General features: G+C 42.4%; 19 protein-coding genes, 1 tRNA gene and 1 other RNA gene. 19 read left to right on the top strand and 2 right to left on the bottom strand.

All coding sequences use genetic code 11. The features are described from left to right. Positions 1–5: 5 nt before the first annotated feature. From HQK88_14440 to HQK88_14410, 7 genes are all read left to right on the top strand, one after another. Positions 6–1673, top strand: coding sequence for a Na+:solute symporter (locus HQK88_14440; GenBank protein ID MBF0617999.1), 1668 nt, complete (start codon positions 6–8; stop codon positions 1671–1673). Then, positions 1613–2545, top strand: coding sequence for a hypothetical protein (locus HQK88_14435; protein ID MBF0617998.1), 933 nt, complete (start codon positions 1613–1615; stop codon positions 2543–2545). Before HQK88_14440 ends, HQK88_14435 begins: the two co-directional genes overlap by 61 nt. 180 nt (positions 2546–2725) lie before the next feature. Next, positions 2726–5152: a 1,4-alpha-glucan branching protein GlgB gene (gene glgB / locus HQK88_14430; protein ID MBF0617997.1), complete on the top strand. Its 2427-nt coding sequence runs from the start codon at positions 2726–2728 to the stop codon at positions 5150–5152. Positions 5153–5159: 7 nt separating this feature from the next. Continuing rightward, an RNA gene (rnpB, locus tag HQK88_14425) (RNase P RNA component class A) lies at positions 5160–5545 on the top strand. A gap of 68 nt (positions 5546–5613) precedes the next feature. Next, positions 5614–5690 (top strand) — tRNA-Thr (locus tag HQK88_14420). 134 nt (positions 5691–5824) lie between these two features. Further along, complete coding sequence (locus tag HQK88_14415) at positions 5825–6580, top strand: radical SAM protein (GenBank protein MBF0617996.1); 756 nt, start codon at positions 5825–5827, stop codon at positions 6578–6580. A 210-nt stretch (positions 6581–6790) separates the two neighbouring features. Beyond that, a complete protein-coding gene (locus HQK88_14410; protein MBF0617995.1) occupies positions 6791–7438 on the top strand; it encodes a hypothetical protein in 648 nt (215 codons plus the stop codon). A 119-nt stretch (positions 7439–7557) separates the two neighbouring features. Here the strand turns inward: HQK88_14410 and HQK88_14405 are convergent, their stop codons facing one another. After that, entirely contained in the window at positions 7558–8748 is a 1191-nt protein-coding gene (locus HQK88_14405; GenBank protein ID MBF0617994.1) for an MFS transporter, read from the bottom strand. Positions 8749–8905: 157 nt separating this feature from the next. Between HQK88_14405 and HQK88_14400 the strand changes: the two genes are divergently transcribed. From HQK88_14400 to HQK88_14365, 8 genes are all read left to right on the top strand, one after another. Further along, positions 8906–9685 (top strand): transcriptional repressor, encoded by a 780-nt coding sequence (locus HQK88_14400; protein ID MBF0617993.1) that lies wholly within the window; start codon positions 8906–8908, stop codon positions 9683–9685. After that, positions 9682–11877, top strand: coding sequence for a ferrous iron transport protein B (gene feoB, locus HQK88_14395; protein ID MBF0617992.1), 2196 nt, complete (start codon positions 9682–9684; stop codon positions 11875–11877). Before HQK88_14400 ends, feoB begins: the two co-directional genes overlap by 4 nt. A gap of 4 nt (positions 11878–11881) precedes the next feature. Continuing rightward, complete coding sequence (locus HQK88_14390) at positions 11882–12028, top strand: FeoB-associated Cys-rich membrane protein (protein ID MBF0617991.1); 147 nt, start codon at positions 11882–11884, stop codon at positions 12026–12028. Between the two features lie 125 nt (positions 12029–12153). Next, complete coding sequence (locus HQK88_14385) at positions 12154–12363, top strand: type II toxin-antitoxin system HicB family antitoxin (GenBank protein MBF0617990.1); 210 nt, start codon at positions 12154–12156, stop codon at positions 12361–12363. Between the two features lie 62 nt (positions 12364–12425). Beyond that, on the top strand, positions 12426–12689 hold the full coding sequence (locus HQK88_14380; protein ID MBF0617989.1) for a type II toxin-antitoxin system HicB family antitoxin: 264 nt from the start codon (positions 12426–12428) through the stop codon (positions 12687–12689). 5 nt (positions 12690–12694) lie between these two features. Next, positions 12695–12931 (top strand): type II toxin-antitoxin system HicA family toxin, encoded by a 237-nt coding sequence (locus HQK88_14375; GenBank protein ID MBF0617988.1) that lies wholly within the window; start codon positions 12695–12697, stop codon positions 12929–12931. 93 nt (positions 12932–13024) lie between these two features. Next, positions 13025–13897 carry a hypothetical protein gene (locus HQK88_14370; protein MBF0617987.1) on the top strand — a complete coding sequence of 291 codons (873 nt, stop codon included), beginning with the start codon at positions 13025–13027 and terminating at the stop codon, positions 13895–13897. A gap of 337 nt (positions 13898–14234) precedes the next feature. Further along, positions 14235–19928: an alpha-2-macroglobulin gene (locus tag HQK88_14365; protein ID MBF0617986.1), complete on the top strand. Its 5694-nt coding sequence runs from the start codon at positions 14235–14237 to the stop codon at positions 19926–19928. Between the two features lie 119 nt (positions 19929–20047). Here HQK88_14365 and HQK88_14360 read toward each other — a convergent pair whose 3' ends face one another. Next, positions 20048–20668, bottom strand: coding sequence for a glycoside hydrolase family 19 protein (locus HQK88_14360; GenBank protein ID MBF0617985.1), 621 nt, complete (start codon positions 20666–20668; stop codon positions 20048–20050). 474 nt (positions 20669–21142) lie between these two features. Here HQK88_14360 and HQK88_14355 point away from each other — a divergent pair, with 474 nt between their 5' ends. The 4 genes from HQK88_14355 (at position 21143) to HQK88_14340 (ending at position 23358) form a co-directional block, all read left to right on the top strand. Beyond that, positions 21143–21952: a lytic transglycosylase domain-containing protein gene (locus HQK88_14355; protein ID MBF0617984.1), complete on the top strand. Its 810-nt coding sequence runs from the start codon at positions 21143–21145 to the stop codon at positions 21950–21952. Between the two features lie 32 nt (positions 21953–21984). Then, positions 21985–22191 (top strand): type II toxin-antitoxin system HicB family antitoxin, encoded by a 207-nt coding sequence (locus tag HQK88_14350; GenBank protein MBF0617983.1) that lies wholly within the window; start codon positions 21985–21987, stop codon positions 22189–22191. 1 nt (position 22192) lies between these two features. Further along, the gene (truA, locus tag HQK88_14345; GenBank protein MBF0617982.1) at positions 22193–22963 is read left to right on the top strand and encodes a tRNA pseudouridine(38-40) synthase TruA; all 771 of its coding nucleotides are present in this window, start codon (positions 22193–22195) and stop codon (positions 22961–22963) included. Between the two features lie 224 nt (positions 22964–23187). After that, the gene (locus tag HQK88_14340) at positions 23188–23358 is read left to right on the top strand and encodes a transposase (GenBank protein MBF0617981.1); all 171 of its coding nucleotides are present in this window, start codon (positions 23188–23190) and stop codon (positions 23356–23358) included. The last annotated feature ends 274 nt before the right edge of the window (positions 23359–23632 follow it).

The following is a 23632-nucleotide window of genomic DNA, read 5'->3' as shown; positions in this document are numbered from 1 at the left end:
CTTACATGCTAATATCTTTGGTGCTGGGGCTTTATTTTACCAAAAAAGCATCCTCATCAACGGAGGAGTTTTTTCTCTCCGGCAGAAAACTCCCGTGGTGGCTGGCTGGGACTTCAATGGTTGCAACTACGTTTTCATCGGACACCCCACTCTATATAACAGCACTTGTCAGAACCAAGGGGATATACGAAAACTGGCAGTGGTGGTGTTTTCTCATGACAGGGATGCTTTCTGTTATCGTGTTTGCACAGTTTTGGAAACGAGCTGGTGTTATGACTGATGTGGAGCTTACCGAGATGCGCTACTCAGGCCGTGCAGCCTCTACACTAAGGGGATGGAAGGCGTTATATTTTTCCCTGTTATTACACACCATAATTAAAGCTCAGGTGATACTTGCAATGGCTAAAATTCTTGATGCCACACTTGGCTGGGGTAAGTGGACAGCAATACTCATCTCAAGTTCCGTAACCATCGTGTATTCCCTGCTTTCCGGGTACTGGGGGGTTATTGTCACGGATTTTTTTCAATTTGTGCTTGCACAAACTGGAGCCATCATAGTGGCCGTGTATGCAGTAAACAGGGTGGGCGGCCTCAGCCAATTGAAACCTAAGATAGACGCCATGTACGGAAACAACCACTTCATGGATTTTACTCCGCCAATAGACGGTGGGTTTTTATCCCTGCCGATTCTCACGTTTATTGCCTACATGGGAATGAGCTGGTGGTCTAAGTATTCATCGGACGGGGGCGGCGTGGTCGTGCAACGAATGGCCTCCTGTAAAAGTGAAAAAGACGCTATTGGCGCCACGTTTTTCTTTAACGTAGCAAATTATGCGCTAAGAAGTTGGCCATGGATAATCGCGGCGCTTGCCTCTTTGATTTTATATCCGGCAATTAAAGACCACGAGAGCGTGTATCCGATTATGGCTTTGAATATTCTTCCAAGCGGCCTGAAAGGTATAGTGTTTGCCTCATTTTTTGCCGCCTTTATGTCAACCGTAGGCGTGTATTTGAATCTTTCCAGCGCTTACTTTATGAAAGATTTTTATATGAGATTTGTTAAACAAAACGCAACGGAAAAACACTATATATTTGTAACCCGGCTATCTATGCTTGCTCTAAGCGGAGTAACCGCAGTTGTAACCTACTATGCAACAACAATTGAGGGAACGTTTAAGTTTCTGATAGCCTTTGGCAGCGGCACCGGGCTTGTGTTTATCATGCGGTGGTACTGGTGGCGTGTTAACGCATGGAGTGAAATCTCAGCCATGGCGGCATCCACAATTTCAGCCTCCGCTATATACATATTTTACGGAGACATCCCATTTTATCAGAAACTTTTTTTCATAATATTCTCGTCAACCGTAGTGTGGGTTGTGGTTACACTCTTAACAAAACCCACAGACGAAAGCACTCTGATTGAGTTTTATAAGCGAGTGCCGGTTGGCGGTTTTGGCTGGAAACCGGTGGAGGAGAAATTAACCAGAGCTGGCATTAAGCTAAATAAAGTAAAAACCTCCGTCTTTGACTGGTTGCTTGGAACTCTGTTTGTCTATGGGCTTACCCTTTCAACCGGAATGCTGCTTTTGGGCAGATACACAGAAGGACTGATTTGTTTGATAACTGGTATAATATGTTTTACTATGCTAAAAAAGAGGATTTTTGCCGCATGAGAGTGCTTGACATCCACACACATGGGATTGGCGGCTTTGACACGTCAACTGCCTCTCGCAAACAGATTATCCGTATGTCTGAGGTTCATTTTCAGCACGGAGTCACTGAAATACTGCCGACAATTTACAGTGACGAGGTTGAAGTCATGCGCCTTCACATAGAGACGGTTAAAAGAGCAATGGAAATCCAGGAGAAGGCAGAGTCGGAAGACAAAGTAACAGCACAGGCCAAAATAGTTGGCGTAAATCTTGAGGGGCCGTTTCTTAACCCCGTTAAGTGCGGGGCCCTAAACAAACAGTCGTTTATTTATCCCGATGTTAACATCTTTGACAGGCTGGTTGAGGGTTTTGAAGACATTGTGAAAATTATAACGATTGCACCGGAGCTGGATGGCGCTATTGAGTTAATAAAGCATGTGGTAAAACGTGGGGTTATCGTCAGCATGGGGCACTCTGAGGCATCGTACTCACAGGCAGAGGCGGGGTTTTATGCTGGGGCCACAGGAGTTACCCATTTATTTAATGCCATGCCGGTATTTCACCACAGAGAGCCGGGGCTTACGGGTTTTGCCCTTATAAATAAGGATATTTATGTAGAGCTTATTGGGGACCAAAACCACCTTCACCCAAAAACTATCGAGCTTATTTTTAAAATAAAACCGCCGGAAAAGATAATCCTTGTCTCGGACTCCGTAAAGGAGGCCAAAACCACCCTTGCCACAGGACGCATTGCCGACTCTAAGGGGGTGCTCATGGGAGGCTCAATGTCTCTTATGGAGGCTGCAAAAAGACTAATCAGTCTGGGCTTTGACGAGCAGTCGGTCATGAGGACAATCACTGAAAATCCCCTGAAATATCTTGCCATTCCATAGTATAGAAAAGACAGGGGTTTTTAATATTATGCTCTAAAATCAAAATCGGATTTTGGCCTGCAGGCTTTCGTTGACAACAGAGTCTCAAATAGGTTATCATTAGCGGCGAGTAGTTAAAACACCATTCGTCTGATTAATGGTTTGATAAAATAAAGCGAGCAACAGTGAGGAGGTTATACGATGGAGTTTAATGAGCATGTTAATGCGATACTTGGTTCATGTCATGCAGATCCGTTTTCAATTTTAGGTGCCCATCCGATTAAGTTTGAAAATAAAGATGCTGTAGCAGTGAGAGCATTTCTGCCCGGTAGCAGAGAGCTGTATGTAGTTAGAAAAGATGACAATAAGGTCTATCAGTGCACAAAGGTAAGGGCAGAGGGCTTTTATGAAGCTATAGTGGAAAAAGAATCTAATGTGTTTCCATACAGACTGAAGGCTGTGCTGGATGACGGCACGGAGTTAGAGTATGATGATCCATACTCGTTTTGGCCAATATTAAGCGATTTTGATCTGCACTTAAGCAGCGAGGGAACCCACTACAAGAAGTATGAAAAGCTGGGCGCTCACGTTATGGAAATAAACGGAATCAATGGTGTGTTTTTTGCTGTTTGGGCTCCTAATGCCGCAAGGGTAAGTGTAATCGGGGATTTTAACAACTGGGATGGCAGACGCCATCAGATGAGATTGCGTGGCGCATTTGGTGTGTGGGAGATATTTATACCTGACTTACAGGAGGGCGATGTTTATAAGTTTGAGATAAAGGGTAAGTATAATAATTATATTGGGATAAAGGCTGACCCGTATGGGTTTTACGCTGAGGTACGGCCCAAAAGCGCCTCCATAGTTTATGACATAAACAGGTATAAGTGGAATGATGATACGTGGATGGAGGAAAGACCAAAGAAGAATTGGCTGGAACAGCCCTGCAGCACCTATGAGGTACATCTTGCCTCGTGGAGACAGGCAGCTGGGGATGGGATGCCGCGGTGGCTTACATACCGCGAGATGGCTGACCAACTAGTTTCATACGTAAGAGATCTTGGTTATACACACATAGAGCTGCTTCCCGTAACGGAGCATCCGCTGGACGCATCCTGGGGGTATCAACCGGTCGGGTACTTTGCTCCGACAAGCCGCTTTGGAACCCCTGAGGATTTCATGTACTTAGTAGATTGCTGCCATCAAAACGGGATAGGAGTCATAATGGACTGGGTGCCAGCACATTTTCCGAGGGACTCTCACGGACTGTCTTATTTTGATGGCACGGCGCTTTACGAACACGCCGACCCAAGACGCGGTGAGCACAAGGAGTGGGGCACTCTCATTTTTAACTATGGCAGAGTTGAGGTCACCAACTTTTTAATAGCAAATGCACTGTTTTGGCTGGATAAATACCATCTGGATGGCTTAAGGGTGGATGCAGTGGCCTCGATGCTGTATCTTGATTATTCCAAAAAGCATGGTGAGTGGCTTCCTAACCAATATGGAGGGAAGGAAAACCTTGAGGCTATAGCAATGCTAAAGAGATTTAACGAGGTAGTGCATGCCTATCATCCCGGAGTTTTAACAATAGCCGAGGAGTCAACGGCATGGCCTATGGTGTCAAGACCGACGTATTTGGGAGGACTTGGGTTTAGCTTTAAATGGAACATGGGGTGGATGCATGACATATTGCTGTATTTTCAGAAGGAACCGGTTCACAGGCGCTATCACCATAATAATCTGACTTTTGCACTGCTTTATGCTTTTACGGAAAACTTTGTCAACGTGCTTTCCCATGATGAGGTGGTGTATCTGAAGCGCTCGATGCTGGATAAAATGCCAGGGGATATGTGGCAAAAGTTTGCAAACCTGAGACTTCTCTATGCCTACATGTATGCCCAGCCCGGCAAGAAACTTTTGTTTATGGGCGGGGAGTTTGGGCAGTGGAAGGAGTGGAATTTTGAGACCAGTCTTGACTGGCATTTGCTTGAGTATGAGCCACATCAGAAGCTGCTTAACTTCATGAGAGATCTAAACCACATATACAAAGAGGAAAGATCCCTCTACGAGGTGGATTTCAGCCACGAGGGGTTTGAGTGGATAGATTTCACCGACTACAGCAACAGTATAGTGTCGTTTATGAGAAAGTCAAAAAATACGGATGAGGTAATGATCTGCGTGTTTAATTTTACGCCTGTACCGAGATTAAATTATAGAATAGGGGTTCCATTTGAGGGATTTTACAAAGAGGTGTTAAACAGCGATTCGGAACGCTACTGGGGTGGCAACATCGGTAACTGGGGTGGTTTCCATGCCGATCATGTGTGGTGGCAAAACAGGCCGTTTTCACTTTCCGTGCAACTGCCTCCGCTTGGTGCGGTGTTTTTTAAACACATAAAGGAAAAACCGTTTGAAGAGACCATGCCAGTGGTTGAAGAGGCGCCGGTTGAGGTAGAGCAGCCAGTTGAAATCAGGAAAGATACATTGCCAGAGGTAAAAAAGGAGCAACCAATAGAGATAATAAAAGAACAGCCGGTTGAGATTATAAAAGAGCAACCTGTTGAGGTCAAAAAGGGCTCAACTGTTGAAGTTAAAAAAGGAGACAAAGCTAAGAAGAAGAAATAAATTATTATGAGCAGGCCATGTGGTCACTGCCTCTGGCAGGAGCAGATGTCGGGGGGAGAGGAAAGTCCGGGCTCCATAGGGCAGGAGGGCTGTTAACGGCAGCCGGGGGCAACCCCAGGGAAAGTGCAACAGAAAACATACCGCCTGTGGTCAATAGCCACGAGGTAAGGGTGAAAAGGCGAGGTAAGAGCTCACCGCTTTTACCGGTAACGATGAGAGTTTGTAAACCCCCTCTGGAGAAAGGTGGAATAGGATTTGCTTTTTGGGCAGCCCACCCAATTCCATAGAAATATGGAAGGCAAACGGGTACCAACCGCATAAGTGGACGGGCGACCGTTCAGTTTAGATGAATGGCCACATAAAACAGAATCCGGCTTATGGCCTGCTCATAAAAAATTGACTGAAATTTTAATAAGGGTATTTAATAATTTAATAAAAACATGATATAATGTAAACACTAAGCCACCGTAGCTCAGTTCGGTAGAGCAGCTGATTTGTAATCAGCTGGTCGGGGGTTCGAATCCCTTCGGTGGCTCCAAAAAATCCTTGCAATCGCAATTAGTTATATGATGTTTTCAAATTACTGCGTTCTTCGTTTTAATAATAGCGTTCTTGGTAAAATTTAAAAACCAGTCTTGCCAACAACGATAAAGAAAAGCAAAAATAAAATATATGACGGATTCTATAACGAGAAAAACCCTGCTTTATAAAACGGCTGTGGAGCACGGTAGCTACTGCATAAACCACGTGGAGGGTTGTGCGCACGGGTGTTTGTATCCGTGTTATGCCATGCTTATCAAAAAAAGGGCAGGGAGGATAAAGGATTACGACGATTGGCGAAAGCCTAAAATAGTGTCAAACGCTTTGGAACTTCTTGAGAAGGAGGTTCTAAAGCTAAAGAGTAAAATCAGTTATGTTCACCTTTGTTTTTCGACAGATCCGTTTATGTACGGATATGACGATATTGCCGGTCTGTCACTTGAGATAATAAGGAGGCTTAATGAACAGAGTATCCCGTGTACTACTCTTACAAAAGGTATTTATCCGGTGGATTCGATGCAATACAACGATTTAACGAAAAACAATGAATATGGGATAACTCTTGTATCCCTGGATGAGAGTTTCAGGAAAGATTATGAACCTTATGCGGCAGCCCTTAAAGATCGGTTGGATGCGTTAAGGCAGCTTTCGGAAAGGGGTTTTAGAACTTGGGTAAGCCTTGAGCCATACCCCACTCCCAACATAATCAGGCAGGATTTGGCAAAAATTCTTGAAGCCGTATCCTTTACAGATGAAATATGGTTTGGGAGGCTCAATTACAACAAAAAAGTGAGTCAGTTTAAATTTTACAAGGAATTTTACAAAAGCCAGGTTGAATTCATTACAGAGTTTTGTAAAAAGAATAAGATTAGTTTTTATGCTAAGTAGGGTACAATGAATTTTTGGATTGCTGGCTTATTAATGACATTATATATCACATCAACCGTCTTTAACTTATGGCTTGTGGCTAACTGTGCATATCTAACTGTTATAGTCAGTGTCTTATGGCAATTCTAATTTATATGTTTATTTGTTTTGAATAATGTGGTATAATTAAAAATGCAATTTTACCCTGAATACAGAGAAAAGGAGGAAAAGATGAAAAAACATGCATTTACGATTCTGACTATAGTTTTCAGCGTGCTATTGTTTGTTGCATCTGTTCCGTCTTTTGCAGAGGACATGAAGGGAATAGCAGAAGTACCTCAAAGTGTTAAAGTGAAGCTTGCCCTTCGTGACCTATATTCCGGACATATATTTTGGGTCAGGAATGTGGTATTTGCAACAAAATATGGTAACAAGGCAGCCGCAAAAGTTGCGGAGGAACAGGTTGTTCAGAATGCTAAAGCTATTGGAGACTCAATAACCCCATACTATGGTAAAGATGCCTCCGAAAAGCTGTTCAAGCTTTTTGCAGGACATTATGGTGCAGTTAAAGATTATATGAATGCTACTTTTGCAGGCAAAAAAGGAGCACAAAAAGCAGCCGTAGATAAGTTAACGAAGAATGCCGATGAGCTTGCAACCTTCTTGAGTTCAGCTAATCCTAACTGGCCAAAAGATACACTTTTTTCAGCCCTGGTTGCGCATGGAGGTCACCATATTGCACAGATAGACGATCTTTCCAAAAAAGATTTTGCTTCTGAGGCAAAGATATGGGAGACAATGAAAGAGCATATGTTTGTAATAGCAGATCTCCTGGCGGATGGGATTGTAAAGCAGTTTCCCGAAAAATTCATGAAATAGCTCTGTTTATAGGGTAAAATTGCATACTCTTAATAGTGGTTATCTGAAACCTCCAAAAGGTCACTTGTAAGCGTGTTAAATTTATAGATACGTTGGGGTAAGACCGTTGTTTGAACCTTCTAAAATACAGAGAATCTCCTCCTGTTTGCGCTAAACATTATAAGAGCAGCAACAAGCACTGCAGATGATACAAAAAACACTCTGTTTAAGCCAATGGATGCGGCAACTATTCCTGATACAAGAGGTCCTGCCGTGTGTCCTATGTCCATCACTGAGGCAAACACTCCCATTGATGAGCTTAATTGCTCTTTGCTGCTTATGTCAGCTACCAGCGCTGATGTGGCTGAGGTCACAACCGAAATGCACAGACCAAATAGTATGCTTATTATTAAGCCGCTCAGAAAGCTGTTTACAAAACTAATAGACCCAGCACATAAGGCACATAACAGAAGCCCTGCTATTATCTGATTAACCCTGCCATGCTTATCGGACATCCTTCCCATTAGCGGTTTGGTCAATGCCACTGATATTATCTGAGCTGAAAGCACCACCCCTATCTTATAAGGGGTAAACCCTTTACTTAGAAAATATAACGGCAAAAACGTCTCAAAGGTTCCATAGGAAAAAAGCACCGCCGCTTCAACTGCCGCTGCAAGCAGTATTGCCTTGCGTGTCAATAACTCTGTCAGCATATTTATAATATCAGTGCGTTTTGGCGGCTCCAAATTTTGGCCATCCCCCGGCAGTTTAAAAATTAAAAACATTGTAATCAGCCCGCTAAGACAACATAACGCATAAACTGCATTAAAACCCATTCGCTGCTCTGTTGCAAAAAAACCAATTATAGTGCCGCCCACTATAGGCGCAAAAAACCTTCCTGTCAGTGTTGCGCTTGAAAACGTTCCCAGCAACTCACCCTTTCTGTTAGCATGTAATGCAGAGATAACAGACATGGCTACAGGAATAAAGATAGCAGTAGCCAGCCCGTGATAGAACCTTACAAGCGACAAATACACGACATTTGGTGATAATAGATACAGTAGTGGTGCTGTAAAAAAAACACATGAGGCAACAAGAAGCATCCTCTTACTGCCGTACCTGTTTGCAAGTATTCCAGCCGGAATACTGCACGTTATACCGGCTATCGGCGAGATTGAGGCTATAACCCCTATCCCTGATGTCCCAACCCCCAAATATGCGGCATACAGGGGCAGAACCGGACTTTTAGCCATTGTGGTACTAAATATCGCAAAAAGCCCGGCAATGCACATGACCATATACGTTGACACTATTTTTTTATCACCCGGCATTTAAATTTTAAGTCTAAGAAGCCAATCATACAATAAATTTTCTAAGAATTCAAGGGGAGTCAATATTGTGCTTGACAGGTGTAATTTATTTGTATATGATAATAAGAATGATAATCAATATCGTTTATCAAACATTTCACCAGATTGGGGATTTAATATGATTAATGAAGCAAAGTTGGAATTTGAACAATACCTTAACAGCCGGCAGCTTAAGATGACAACACAGCGTGAGTTAATACTTGAGGTTTTTCTCACAAACGCTAAGCATATTTCCTCTGAAGAGCTGTATAACATAGTAAGCGCTAAGGACAGCTCTGTCGGCCAGGCAACAGTTTATAGAACTCTAAAGCTTCTGACTGACTCGGCAATAGCCCGTGAGTGCGAATTTGGAGATGGCATACACCGATATGAACCCAACATCGGTGTTGGCCACCATGATCATTTAGTGTGCTTACAATGCGGTAAAAAAATTGAGATTTATGACGAAAAAATCGAGAAACAACAGGAATTAATAGCCAAAAAGCATGGGTTTAAAATTACAAAGCACCGGATGGATTTGTTTGGAGTTTGTAGTGATTGTCTATTTCACAATAATGTATCGCAATTACATAAGGGGTACAAGGATGCCAGCAATGCAATGAAATCTGCTGTTGCTGAGACAATGCCACTTGCCAGATTGGAAATAGGCAGCAAGGCTGTCGTGACAGAATTTATATTGGAGGACAGCATACACTCAGATACTGCTGCACCAGAGAACAAATCAATCACTGCCCACCACAACAGGGTTCAGGAGTTAGGGATAAGGGCCGGGAAAGTGGTGGAGATGCTTAACAACAAAGGACGCGGTCCGGTGCTGTTTAAAGTTGACGATTCACGCATCGCCCTGGCAAGAGGGCTTGCCATGAAAATAATGGTTAAAAGGGATGGACAGATATGACAGAAGTAACTAATCCAAAAAAATATATAACTGTAGCAGTAGCCGGAAACCCCAATGCCGGTAAGTCAACCCTGATTAATGCCATATGCGGTAGCAGGCTTCATGTGGGCAACTGGTCTGGGGTGACGGTGGAGAAAAAAGAGGCAGTGTTTGTGCATGGCGATATAGAGATAAAACTTGTTGATTTACCCGGCGTATATAGCCTGAGTCCTTTTTCACAGGATGAGGTTATAGCCAGAACCTTTCTCTTAAATGACAAACCGGACTGTATCATAAATGTTGTTGACGCTACTAATCTTGAGAGAAACCTAAGTCTTACTATTCAACTGATGGAGCTTGAAATTCCCATAATAATGGCTCTTAATATATACGATGAGGCAGAGAAAAAGGGGTATAAAATAGATTATAGGAAAATGGCCGAGATGCTTGGTATTTTTGTTGTCCCAACAGTGGCAAGGAAAAAACAAGGAGTGTCAGAGCTATTAGATGCCGTAGTAAACATATCGTTAAGCGGCAATCGTGGCGCCAGAAAACCAAAACAGCTTGTTTATGACGAGGATGTTGAGTCAGCTATGCAAGTTGTCAAAGAGGAGATACAACGACGCTATCCGGAGGCTCAGAATAAATATCCTCTAAAGTGGCTTTCATACATGGTATTGGAGGGTGATCCTGTAATGACAAGAGAATTTGAGGCTGTTGCCGGCCCTGATATAATTAGCAGAGCTACAGAGCACATAAGAGAAGCTCATGACAGCGATATACGCTCTGTCATAGCGGATGCCAGGTATGCGATCTCAGCAGGCCTTGCACACGAGGTGCTGTCAAGGCCGCTTGTCCCTAAAATTGAGTTCACTGAAAAAATAGATAAGCTACTGCTTAACAAATACCTTGGCATTCCCACTTTTCTTGTGTTTATATGGTTTATTTTTAAGTTGACTTTTGACATATCAGCGCCATTTTCTAACTGGATAAGCGGAGCCTTCTCAGGTCCAGTGACAACATGGCTAAGGGCACTGTTAGTGCTGGTGGAGGCGCCACAGTGGATGGTTTCACTTCTTACCGAGGGCGTCATAGCCGGAGTTGGTCTTGTGCTAACCTTTTTCCCCATGATTTTTACGATGATGTTTTTTATCACGTTTTTAGAGGGAAGCGGATACATGGCAAGGGCGGCTTTTGTAATGGATGGGCTTATGCACACTGTGGGTCTGCATGGAAAGTCTTTTATTCCAATGCTGCTTGGGTTTGGTTGTAATGTGCCGGCTATTTATGCTACCCGCACGCTTGAAACCGGTGCGGACAAAATCCTCACAGCGCTGCTTATCCCTTTAATGTCTTGCAGTGCAAGGTTGCCTGTGTACATTCTGTTTGTCAGCGTGTTTTTTGGCGCACACTCAGGCACTGTGTTGTGGTCGCTGTACGTGCTTGGAATAGTACTTGCGTTTTTAGTAGGGATCATTCTTAGGAAATCAGTGTTTAAAGGAGAGGTCTCGATGTTTATCATGGAATTACCACCGTATCGAATTCCCTCTTTTAATAATTTGATGGTTCATAGCTGGGAAAAGGGAAAGCATTTCGTAGCAAAAGCGGGAACATATATTTTTGCTATGTCAATACTTATCTGGTTTCTCTTTAATCTGCCCTGGGGGGTTGAAAACAAGAGGGATTCCTATCTTGGACAGGCTGGAAAAGCGCTGTCGCCGGTTTTTAAACCGCTTGGGTTTGGTAATTGGGAGGCGGTATCTTCTCTTATAACAGGTGTTGTAGCCAAAGAAATCGTGGTCAGCACGATGGGTGAGATATATGCCGGCACAAAAAAGGGGGAAGCTAATAAGACATTATCTGTGGCGGATGATCTAAGAGAGTTAATCATTTCATTTATAAAGGCGTGCAGGGACTCGGTAAGGAATGTGTTTTCCTCCCTTATGATATCAAGTATAGGAGGAGGGGGGCCAAAAGAGACTCCGTCACCTTTGATTTCTGCTATACACGGAGCATTTAGTCCGCTTAGTGCCTATGCCTTTATGGTATTTGTATTAATTTACATGCCGTGTATGGTTACGGCAGCAGCGTTTAAGCATGAGTTTGGCTCGTGGAAATGGTTTGGTGTTGCAGTCTCTTATGAATTGTCTCTTGCCTGGGCAGCAGCCTTTGTGATTTATCAGGTTGGAGCATTACTAAAATTAGGAGTGTGAAAACATGGCGATAACTGATTATTTCTGGATAACGGTCATAGTGTCAGGGGCAGTTTATATTTTATACAGATCGATGTTTAAAAAAGGGAGCGGCGGAGGGTGCCACGGTTGCGGTTCCGCCACGTGTTCAAAGAAGCCGCATGTTAAGTAGTAAACATCGGTATGGCAATCTATTAAGTTACGCAAACCTGTTGATTTTTCTTATAAACAGTTTTAAAATGATTACATGAGGTTTTTGATTAGGAGTGTCAGCTAAAGTCTTCAGAGGGGATAACAATGAAAACATACACAGCAGTCATTGAACGTTGTTCGGATACTGGTTTATACATTGGATACGTGCCTGGTTTTCCTGGAGCACATTCTCAGGCTGAAACCCTTGATGAAATAAACAACAATTTAAAAGAAGTAATTGAAATATTGCTTGAGGATGGCGACCCTAAGATGGAATCTGAATTTATTGGCACACAAAATGTAATCTTAGCATGATATGGGCAATTGTCCGATTTTAAAACTTCGCGGTGTTCTGTATAATATAAACGAGGAGACAAATGGTATCAATAGATTACGATATAATTGTATTTAAGGAGGGCGATGTATTTGTTGCCTATTGTCCTGAGCTGGATGTTTCAAGCTGTGGAGACAGCGTTGAGCATTCCAAAGAAATGCTGAAGACTGCGGTCAGACTTTTCATAGAAGAGGCAGAAAAAATGGGGACTCTTGATGAAATACTGACAGAGTCTAATTATCGAAAAGATGAAAATGACAGGTGGGTATCACCTAAAATAGTAGCCACAGAATTAGTAAGTGTGTAATTGTAATGCCACGTATAGTTCCTGTTTCTTATGAGAAGTTGGGGAATGTGTTTGAAAAAGCCGGGTTTAAATTAGCCCGTGTGGAAGGTGATCATTTTATTTATACAAAAACTGGTGTTGTAAGACCAGTGGTTATCCCAAACAGAAAAGATGTTCCGGTTTTTATAATCAAAAACAATTTAAGGACTGCGGGTATTAGCAGAGATGAGTATTTTAGGCTCCTTACCGAATTAAATGGGTAAAAAAGAATTAGCTGCCCCTCTCGCCTTTAAAAGGAGAGACTTTAGCTTTGCAAAAATGTCAAGTAACAGTTTATCATATTTACTGAGGGATGTTTGACGAAGAATCTTGACATAACAAAACTTGCAGAGGAAATAATGTTAGATATAACAAATAGCCGTTTACCTCTGCATAACATTTTATTAAAGAGCTCAAGGTTGTCTCTGCTTTTAGATATACCAGAAAATGTTAAACTTTTTAAACAGTGGGCCGAATATGCTGAACTGAACCAATTTATTGTAGAAACGTACAAAACAAGCATCGAAGCCGCCAAGGACAGGGATATATCAATAGCAAGCTCAAATCCTTATCAAATAGTTTCGCCAGGATTTGGAAATTCTGCTGAACGTAAGAGATTAAAAGAAGAAGCTCAACAAGTAACTCAGTATCTAGCGAAGTACAGAACAGATACATACAATTTTGCCCTTGATATCTATACAAAATGGCAATTCGGAAACATAGCTCAGAGTATTTTTGAAAAAAAGAGAAATAATGTAGAGCCTATTTTGAGAGAAATATTTTCTGATATTAAACAAAGATTAAATTCTATAGAACAAAATATAGCAAGTGAAAATCCAGAAGATTGGAAAAATTCAGTTGCTTCATGTCGTACGTTACTAATGGATATTGCAGACATTTTGAACCCTCCACAAGGAGCAGATGACAGAAACAGATTTATAAATCGCCTCAAAGATTTTGTGGCTCCACGTGTTGAAAGTGAAACAAAAAAGAAATTTCTCAAAAATTACTATGATGAATTAAAGAAAAGAATCGAATATACAATGGAAATGACCCAAGGCGGAGCACACAAACAGAGACCAAAACAACAAGAAGCGGAAGATGTAGTCTTGTATACTTATCTAATAATTGCAGATCTAATAGCGATTTATAACGAAAATAAAGTTAATACATCGGCTAACATGGAATAGTCTATTCTTTAGCTAAAATTATTTCAATATAATCTACATAATATTACAATCAAAAATGCTTAAGGTTGATTAATACTAAGTTGCGCTCAAAAGAGGAGATTGCTACACCCTCTTCGGGGGTTCGCAATGACGGCGTGGGCTGTTCATGAGCGCCATTATCCGTCATTACGAGGAGCGTAGCGACGTAGTAATCTCCTCTTTATATTATAGTTTAGATTGCCACTTGGTATAAGCTATACAATGTAGTCACGCAAGTCAATTGCTTTTTTTTAGAGTTAAGATTAAAATGTTAATGTCTATTAATCTACGTTTAAAAACTAATGGCGGGAGAAAATACATGATAAACAAGTTCAGAAAATCATTAACAGTTTTTTTAATTTTAGCTGCCTTATTTTTACTATCACATGCAATAGCCCACACTGTGGAATCTGCACAGGTCGTTGCATTTACACCGGAGGGTACGGTTAAAAATGTCAGACAGGTGGCAGTGCGGTTTTCAGAACAAATTGTTCCCTTTGGTAATCCTTTCCTTAAAAACCCCTTCGATACCAATTGCACCGATAACGCCACAGGCAGATGGATTGACGGCAAGAACTGGTCTTACGATTTTGCCGCTGATTTACCTGCCGGTACTGTATGTAACTTTAAACTAAAAGACGATCTGAAAACTCTCTCAGGAAAGGCTATTACCGGAAAGAGAGAATTTAGTTTCTCAACCGGAGGCCCTGCTGTTGTCCGGCAAGAGCCATACGAGGGGGCAATTATCGAGGAGGAACAAGCATTTGCTTTTACACTTGATGCCGCTGTGGATGAAAAATCGGTTTTGGAAAACCTCTATTGCAGTGTTAACGGGATAGGAGAGAAAATCGGTATTAATTTATTGGATGACAAAATAAAAAAGCAAATAATAAAAACCATGTGGGTAGAAGACAAAAAGGCTCCCATGGTGGTGTTTCAGTGTAAAAGAGCACTTCCTCCCGACAAAGAGGTAAAAATAGTCTGGGGCAAAGGTGTTAAATCTAAAAGCGGTGTTGCCACAACTCAGGACCAAACCCTTACATACAAAACCCGCCCGCCGTTTACCATTACGTTTGAGTGCCAGCGGGAACGCCCCGAAAAGCAGTGCATTCCCATAACCGCTATGAAAATGCTGTTGTCAGCCTCCATCCCGTGGAGTGTCGTTAAAGAAATTACTTTAAGATCAGATTCCGGCAAAACCTGGAATTTAAAAGACAAAGAAGCACACGATAATGATACCTATGTGACATATGGCCATTTTGAAGGGCCGTTTCCTGAAAAGTCAACATTTAGCGTCATCTTACCAGCTAATATAAAAGACGATTCAGGCAGAGCACTTTCAAACTCTGATAAGTTCCCTCTGAAAGTAGCTACCGATGAGTACCCGCCGCTTGCCAAATTCACCTCCCGCTTTGGAATTCTTGAGTTAAACGCATCCCCCGCCCTTCCCATAACTGTTAGAAACATAGAGACTATGCTTAATTTGGCAAAGAAGGAAACCTCAGCCGAAATAAATGGGAAAATTCACCAAACTACCAAAACAAGCGAAGAGGATATAATCAAATGGCTTAGGACACTGTCTGCGGCTGTACGGGAAAAACCGATTCTTTCGGATAAAGACAAAACTGAAAGCTTAAAGATTCCCCTTCCCGGAGCCGGCAAAGATTTTGAAATCGTAGGGATTCCCCTTAAAACCCCAGGATTTTATATCGTAGAGCTGCAAAGTAATATCTTAGGCAAACACCTGTTAGAAGACGCAAAAACCATGTACGTGCAGGCAGGAGCACTGGTCACTAATCTGTCGGCTCACTTTAAATGGGGACGTGAGTCCTCTGTCGTTTGGGTTACAACTCTTGATACGGCAGAGCCGGTTAAGGACGCAGATGTCACCCTGAGAGACTGTAACGGTAAAATCCTTTGGCAAGGCAAAACAGACGAAAGCGGCATCGCTAAGATTAACAAGGAGATTTCATCGGATAAACTCCCATACAACAACCTTAGTATAAATTACACTGAAAACCCCCAGGCACTAAACGGCATTGGAGGCGGACTGTTTGTATTTGCCAGAAAAGGCAACGATTTAACTTTCATTCACTCAAGCTGGGATGAGGGGATAGAGCCGTGGAGATTTAATTTATTTTCAAATGATTACTCACAATCCGGCAAGATTACAATTCACACGATTTTTGACCGGACTCTTTTTAGGGCAGGGGAAACCGTTCACTTTAAACACGTTGCCAGAAAGCGAACAGGCCTTGGGTTTGCGCTTGTTAAACCGGAGGAGCTTCCTAATCAAATGACAATCACTCATCGGGGAGGCCAGCAGAGTTACAATGTTCCAATAAAATGGAACACAGGCGGGTACTCTGAAGGGGTGTGGCAGATTCCTAAAGATGCCAAGCTTGGCAACTATGAGTCACTCCTGTCTAAAAGCAGTAATAAATCGTCAGACATTTTGACCGGTACATTTAAAGTGGAGGAGTTTCGGGTGCCGCTTATGAGAGGGCAGCTCACAGCCTCTCAAACGCCTCTGATAAAACCAAAAGAGGTGGTTTTTAACGTATCGGCTGCGTATCTTTCCGGAGGTGGGGCATCAAAACTACCGGTAAAAGTAAGAGCCGAAATCAGCTCATATCAACTGCGTTTTCCTGACTATGGGGATTTTACTTTCTCCGGCAATGAACTAAAAGAGGGCATCGAAACAACAAATGGAGAGGACGCTGAGGAGGACAATGAGGGCGGGAACATCCAAAAAGAAAAACCGTTTAAACTTGAAACCTTGAGCTTTAATCTTGATAACGGGGGCGGAGGACGGGCTGTTTTTAAGAAAATCCCTGAAATTAAAACTCCTGCCATGCTCCTGACTGAACTTGAGTACTCTGACCCTAACGGTGAGGTTCAAACCGTCTCCACACACACAAATCTGTATCCATCCAAACACTTCGTCGGGATTAAAACAGAAAAATGGGTGTTAGTTAAAGACACTGTCAAATTTCAAACAGTAGTTTTGGACACAAAGGGTAAGCCTGTTACCAATGCCACGGTTAAGGCTGATTTCTATCAGAGGAACACCTACAGCCACAGACGAAGGATAACGGGCGGATTTTACGGTTATAGCAATGTGACAGAAATAAAGAAAACAGGGGTGGCGTGTGAGGGAAAAACCAATGCGCAGGGACTGTTAATTTGTGATGCTGTTGCAAAGGTTGGTGGTAATATGATAATTGAGGCCGAAACAACTGATGACGCTGGTAACAAAACGTATGCAAACACCGAGTTCTGGGTCTCTGATGGTACTGACTGGTGGTCTCCCACCGCAGGTAACAGTGACAGGATAGATGTTATTCCTGAAAAAAGAAAATACGAGTCTGGGGAGACTGCCCGTTTTCAGGTAAGAATGCCTTTCAGGGAGGCAACGGTTTTAGTATCTGTAGAGCGAGAAGGAGTGATTGATTATTTTGTAAAGAAAGTAAGCGGTAAGGAGCCGGTGTTTGAGCTTCCGGTAAAGAATAACTATACTCCTAACGTGTATGTTTCGGTATTTGCCGTAAGGGGGCGCATAGGTGAGGAAAAACCCGGGTTTATGTTTGATCCTGGAAAACCTGCCTATAAGTTTGGCCTTAGCAAAATCAGGGTTGGCTGGCGCCCTAACACGTTAAATGTAGAGGTCAAAGCTGACAGAGATACCTATAAGATTCGTAGTCATGCAAAAGTACACATAAAGGTTGCAACACCAGAGGGGAAACCTGCATCTGCCGGCACTGAGGTGGCTGCGGCGGCTGTTGATGAGGGGCTTTTAGAGCTTTATCCAAACGACAGTTGGGATTTGTTAAAGTCAATGATGGGCGAGCGCCCATATGAAGTTGTAACCTCAACAGCCCAGATGATGGTGGTAGGTAAGCGCCACTTCGGTAAGAAAGCCCTTCCGCATGGAGGTGGCGGAGGAAGACAAATTACCAGAGAGCTTTTTGACACGCTGCTTTTTTGGAAAGGCACTGTAAAGGTTGATGCTAATGGAGAAGCTGATGTTGAAATCCCTCTAAATGATTCTCTTACCTCCTTTAAAATAGTTGCTGTGGCATCATCCGGCGCTAATCTTTTTGGCACAGGAGAGACCACAATAAAATCGTCTCAGGATTTAATCCTATTTGGCGGCACCCCTCCAACTGTCCGTGAAGGGGACACGTACAGAGCAGGCTTTACCATCAGAAACGGCTCTGAACATACTATTGAAGCAGAGGTTGGGTTAGACTTAACGATCGATGGAAAAGCGGGGAATACCCCTCGTAATAAAATAACTGAGAAGTTGGCTCCCGGTGAGGCAAAGGATATCGGCTGGGAAATCACGGTTCCTTATGGCGTTAAGCGAATTGATTATGAGGTTGCGGCTAAAGAGACTTCTGGTAAGGCCTCAGATAAACTTAAGAAATTCTCCACAGTGCTTGAAGCTGTAAGGGTGAGGACTTTTCAGGCAACCCTTACTCAAATCAAAGACAAAAAATATAACATTCAAGTTGAAAAACCTGCAAGTGCCGTCTCAGAAAAAGGCGGGATAAATGTAAAGGTTTCCGGGCAGCTCTCTAATGGGCTTGATGGCGTCTCTAATTTTATGAGCAGCTATCCATACACCTGTCTTGAACAGAGGATATCGAAAGCCGTTGCTCTGAGAGATAAAAAGGCATTAGACAAGATAATGGAGACAATCCCCGCATATCTTGATACAGAAGGCTTTGCAAAATACTTTCCAACAATGCTTCAGGGTAGCGATGTGCTGACTTCATACATTATTTCCATATTGAATGAGGCACAATATAAGATTCCTGCCCCGATTTTATCACAAATGCTCAGCGCCCTCACTAATTTTGTTGAGGGCAAGGTTATACGGAACTCGTCACTTCCTACTGCGGATGTATCAATAAGAAAACTTGCGGCTATTGAGGCTATTTCCCGTTACGCTGCAGTTGAAGCTGGTTACCTTAAACCTATAACCATTGAGCCTAACTTGTGGCCAACCTCAGCTCTGCTTGACTGGATAAACATCCTGCAACGGGGACAAAACATCGCCAATCGGGATAAGCTCTTGAAAGATGCAAAAACAATTTTACGCTCAAAAATGAATATACAGGGAACTGTAATGGGACTGTCAACGAACGCTAACCAAAACCTGTTTTGGCTTATGTCCTCACCGGATACCAACACGGTTAAGGCGCTCCTTACGGTGCTTCCCTTTGATGACTGGAAAGAGGATGTTGTACGAATAGCTAATGGCACTGTGCAGTCATTAAAACACGGCCACTGGAGCACAACGGTAGCTAACGCATGGGGAGTTGTGGCGATGGATAAGTTTTCGGCTAAATTTGAAAAAACAAAAGTAACCGGAACCACATCGGCTACCTTAGCGGATAAGAGCAAAAAAATTGAATTTAATAAAACCTCAAAAGGCGGCACTTTGTCTTTTGGCTGGCCTGATGTAAACACCGTTAAAGGAAATACTCTTTCAGTTGTGCACAGCGGTGAAGGAGCTCCGTGGGTCACAGTCTCATCGCTTGCTGCTATCCCGCTAAAAGAGCCTGTTTCAACCGGATACCAGATAAAGAAAACCGTGGAGCCGGTTCAGCAGAAAACCCAGGGCAAGTGGTCAAAGGGCGATGTTGCAAGTGTAACTCTTGAAATTGACGCTCAAAGTGATATGACATGGGTTGTAGTCTCTGACCCAATCCCTGCGGGATCATCAATATTAGGCGGCGGATTAAAAAGGAGTTCTGCCATTCTTTCCACCTCTGCCAACACTTCAATAAATCAAGGCTATGCCGATGAGGTTTACAGAGAAAACTCATTTGAAGGACTTAAAGCCTACTACCGGTACGTACCAAAAGGGAAATTCAGTGTGACATATACGGTCAGGTATAATAATGAGGGAACATTCCTGCTGCCCGAAAGCCGTGTTGAAGCGCTCTATGCACCTGAGATGTTTGGCGAAATTCCTAATAAACAAGTTGAAATAGTTAGATAAAAAATCGTAAGGAAATTTGGTAAATAAGGGAAAGGGCTTTGCCCTCTCCCTTAAACCCTCTCCCCTGAGGGGAATACCCTGTTGCAAGGGGTTTTGACCCCCCAGTCCAAAACAAACTTCTAAGAACTTTTTAAAACTTCTTTTGCCTTAGCCCAAAAATTTTTTCTTTCAACTAAACCATTCTCTCCACCATTAATTTTAATAGTGATTTCTGTAAAATGATCTATATCGGCTAATTCGTTCAACCCATGTTTTTTCCAAAACCAGGCTGCCGATCTACACGCACTAACAGGTTCTTTTAACAATTCAGGATTTTTAACCAAATCTAACTCTAAAGCATCTCCACATTTTTTATAATTGTCTTTACCAGTCAGTTGAATTAACCCCCTCCCTCTATATCTATAACCATCACCTGAAGTCTCAGGACCATTACCCATCCTGTTAGCATAAACTCTGTTAGCAATTTTTTCTTTCTGTCTGGCAAAAACTGCAAATTCCTCCTGACTGAAGTGCGAGCCAAAGTGATTCTTTAAACCATCTTCATTATAATTGAGATTCTCCTCCAAATGTGTCAGAGATGTAGATTCATACAAAATTTGAGCAAGAAATGCTGCCTGGCGTTTCTTATTCACAGAAATTTCAAACTCATCCATCGCAGTATTCAATGGCTCAACAAAACTCTCTGCTACCGATGCAGATGCCGGAGCAATCAGAACTAAATTCTCCTTTGAAATACTCATAATTTTTTTCTCCTGCTTGTTTATTTATATAGAGTTGGATAATCATTGCCAACGACGATTAAGATAAACAATCTCAGACAATGTACCCCTTCATCCACCTTTTGCTCCCTTAAACAAAAATAGCCTGTCTCAATCAAGCCATAACGACCATCCCCTCGTTCACTTTCATCTTTGCAAATATACAAACCACATCACTACACTCAACAGCCAATACACTTCATAAATACTCTTATACTATGGATAAGTATATTATGCGTGCTTTAAACCAAGCATATCAGTTACCACTTAAAAAGTCAAGATTTTTATTGGGGTTGCCGGTTTTATAAAAAAAGTCGCTGGCACAATAATTGCAACAATATACATATGGTTGGTAACATAAATGCAAGTTTAGACAGTGGCCAGGACCTGGTTTCAAAAACTGACGGGTCATCTTTAGGACGCAGACAAGACTTCAGGTCGGTTTTACACACCGCAATGACCCATAAAAAGCCCGATAATCATAAACACGCTGATCCTAACCAACAGGAAACCCTAAAGAATACCTTTATTAAAGCCCTTGACATATCAACCTCAAAAGATGATGGGCAAAACAGGAATATTTTGCCGGCTGCAGGGAATCAACTTCCCTCTATTGGTTTAGATGACAATAAGTCCTCCAGTGCATCCACATCGCTCTATAGTGCAATGTCAGATTATGCTTACCATGATGCCATGCTTGCGTCAAATAATATAGCAAAGCGTCAGGATTTTGAGCAGTCATACAAATCTTTAGAAGATCCGGGCACAGTTGATAACAGTAAACCAGCTGATAGTAAAACCGACTCCTCTAACGCTAACACAATGGCTCCAAACTCACGAGTTGACAAATACGATGAGGTGGTACAGAGGGCGGCAGATAAATACGGAGTGGACTCAGCTCTGATAAAAGCCGTGATGCGAGCCGAAAGCGGAGGCAACTCCCATGCAGTATCCAGAGCCGGAGCAAGAGGACTTATGCAGCTTATGCCGGCAACTGCCAGAGACCTTGGTGTAAGAAATTCATTTAATCCCAGGGAAAATATCGAGGGTGGCACTAAATACCTCCGGCAACTTCTGGACAGATATGACGGAAATGTCACTCAAGCCGTAGCAGCATACAACTGGGGTATGGGTAATCTTGAAAGACGCCCGTCAAGAATGCCTGCTGAAACCAAAAACTACATCGCAAAAGTGCAATCATATTATAAGAATTACTCCGACATATCTGCAAGCACTAGCGGTTCAGACAGCCCTGAGACCTCATAAAAGACGCCTGATAACAATTCCTTCACACCCCTATGATACAAACATTTCATTTTACAATAAGGCAAAAAAATGACAGATTTGTTGCAGAGTGTCTGGAGGTTGACCTGTACGGAGAGGGGAATAGCTCTGAGGAGGCTGTGTCAGACCTGCGCGACTCTTTGTTTGTCCATTTTGAGGAACTTCGCCCATTTTTGAAAATTTATTTAAAACCTGTTGACTCAGACTCGGCTGTTCCCTGAAATGTCAAAAAGAATCCGGTTGACGATACAATACGACGGGACGAAGTATCTTGGCTGGCAAAGGCAACCCATTGGTAAAACCATAGCAGGTACGATTGAAGCCGTCTTAGAGGATATAACCGGTGAGAATGTCACGTTAATTGGCTCAGGCCGCACTGATTCCGGAGTTCATGCTCTCAGGCAAATTGCCGCTTTTAGCACATCATCAAACCATAGCCCTGACATATTTATGAGAGCCCTGAACAGCTCTCTCCCTGAGGATATTAAGATAACCGCTGCCGCTGTTGTTGACTCCGGCTTTCACCCGCAGTATGATGCAAAGTCTAAAACCTACTTCTACATAATCTGTAACTCAGAGGTGCTAAGTCCTTTCTTCTATCGGTACTGCTGCCACCTGAAGCGCCCCCTTGATGTTGTCAAAATGACTGATGCGGCAAAGTGTTTTATCGGTAAAAAAGACTTTAAATCATTTACCGCCTCTGACACTGACATTAAAACAACTGAGAGAGAGATTTTTTCGTTAAACATATCACTAATGGAACATGTTGAGCTTTTGGGAACGGTTATTGAAGGAAACTATATAAAAATAACGATAACGGCTAGTGGCTTTCTTCGCCATATGGTCAGAAACATAGCCGGCACTTTGGTTGATGCCGGTTACGGCAAAGTTGATACGCTAAGAGTAATTGAAATAATAAATGCTTGCGACAGAACCCTTGCCGGTAAAACCATGCCCGCCAAAGGTTTGTTTCTTGAGAATGTGTTTTATTGAGGTTAATGGAGAAGGGGACCTTGATAGATGCCAGTATAGTATCTGCAAGCGTATCAAAACCTGGCAAGAATGTAGATGGGACAGCCTGAGAGTCAAAAGTGGATCCTGACAGTGGACGTGTAAAGGAAAAAGACTGAATTACTATGGTTATAAGGTACATGAGAGTGTAGATCAGAGGAGCGGACTGATAAGAAGAGTGGTATTAACAAAAGCGAAAGTGGACGATGGTCATATATAGGTCGGCAGTAGAACGAGTGTTTGGGACATTGAAACGCAGTTATGGATATACCAGAGTACGGTACAAAGGATTACTGAAAAAAGCTTTACACTTTAGTTTACTATGTTTTGCCTTTAATCTAAAAAAGATGAATCAACTCACAATGGAAGGAGTTTAGATGGGAGAAGTGCGCCTAAAACATAAAAATAACAGATATAGACCAGATTTAAGCATAATATGGAAATTAAATATGATGAAAAACAAGAAAATAGAATAATGTAAGAGATTAAAGACAGGTAAATCAAAAAATTTCCTTAATTGGAAAAGGATATATTCAATAAACTGTGTCAAGTGTGAAATCACCTTAAACGGTAATATCCAATTTTAGCCTACCCTCAAAAAATAAAGCAAGTTGAGAGACAGTCTGGCTCCAGTTTCTCAATGGCTGTCTC

The sequence above is a fragment of the Nitrospirota bacterium genome (assembly GCA_015233895.1).
In the GTDB taxonomy this organism is placed as follows: Bacteria; Nitrospirota; Thermodesulfovibrionia; order Thermodesulfovibrionales; family Magnetobacteriaceae; genus Magnetomonas.
This window is presented reverse-complemented; position numbering and strand designations above follow the sequence as displayed.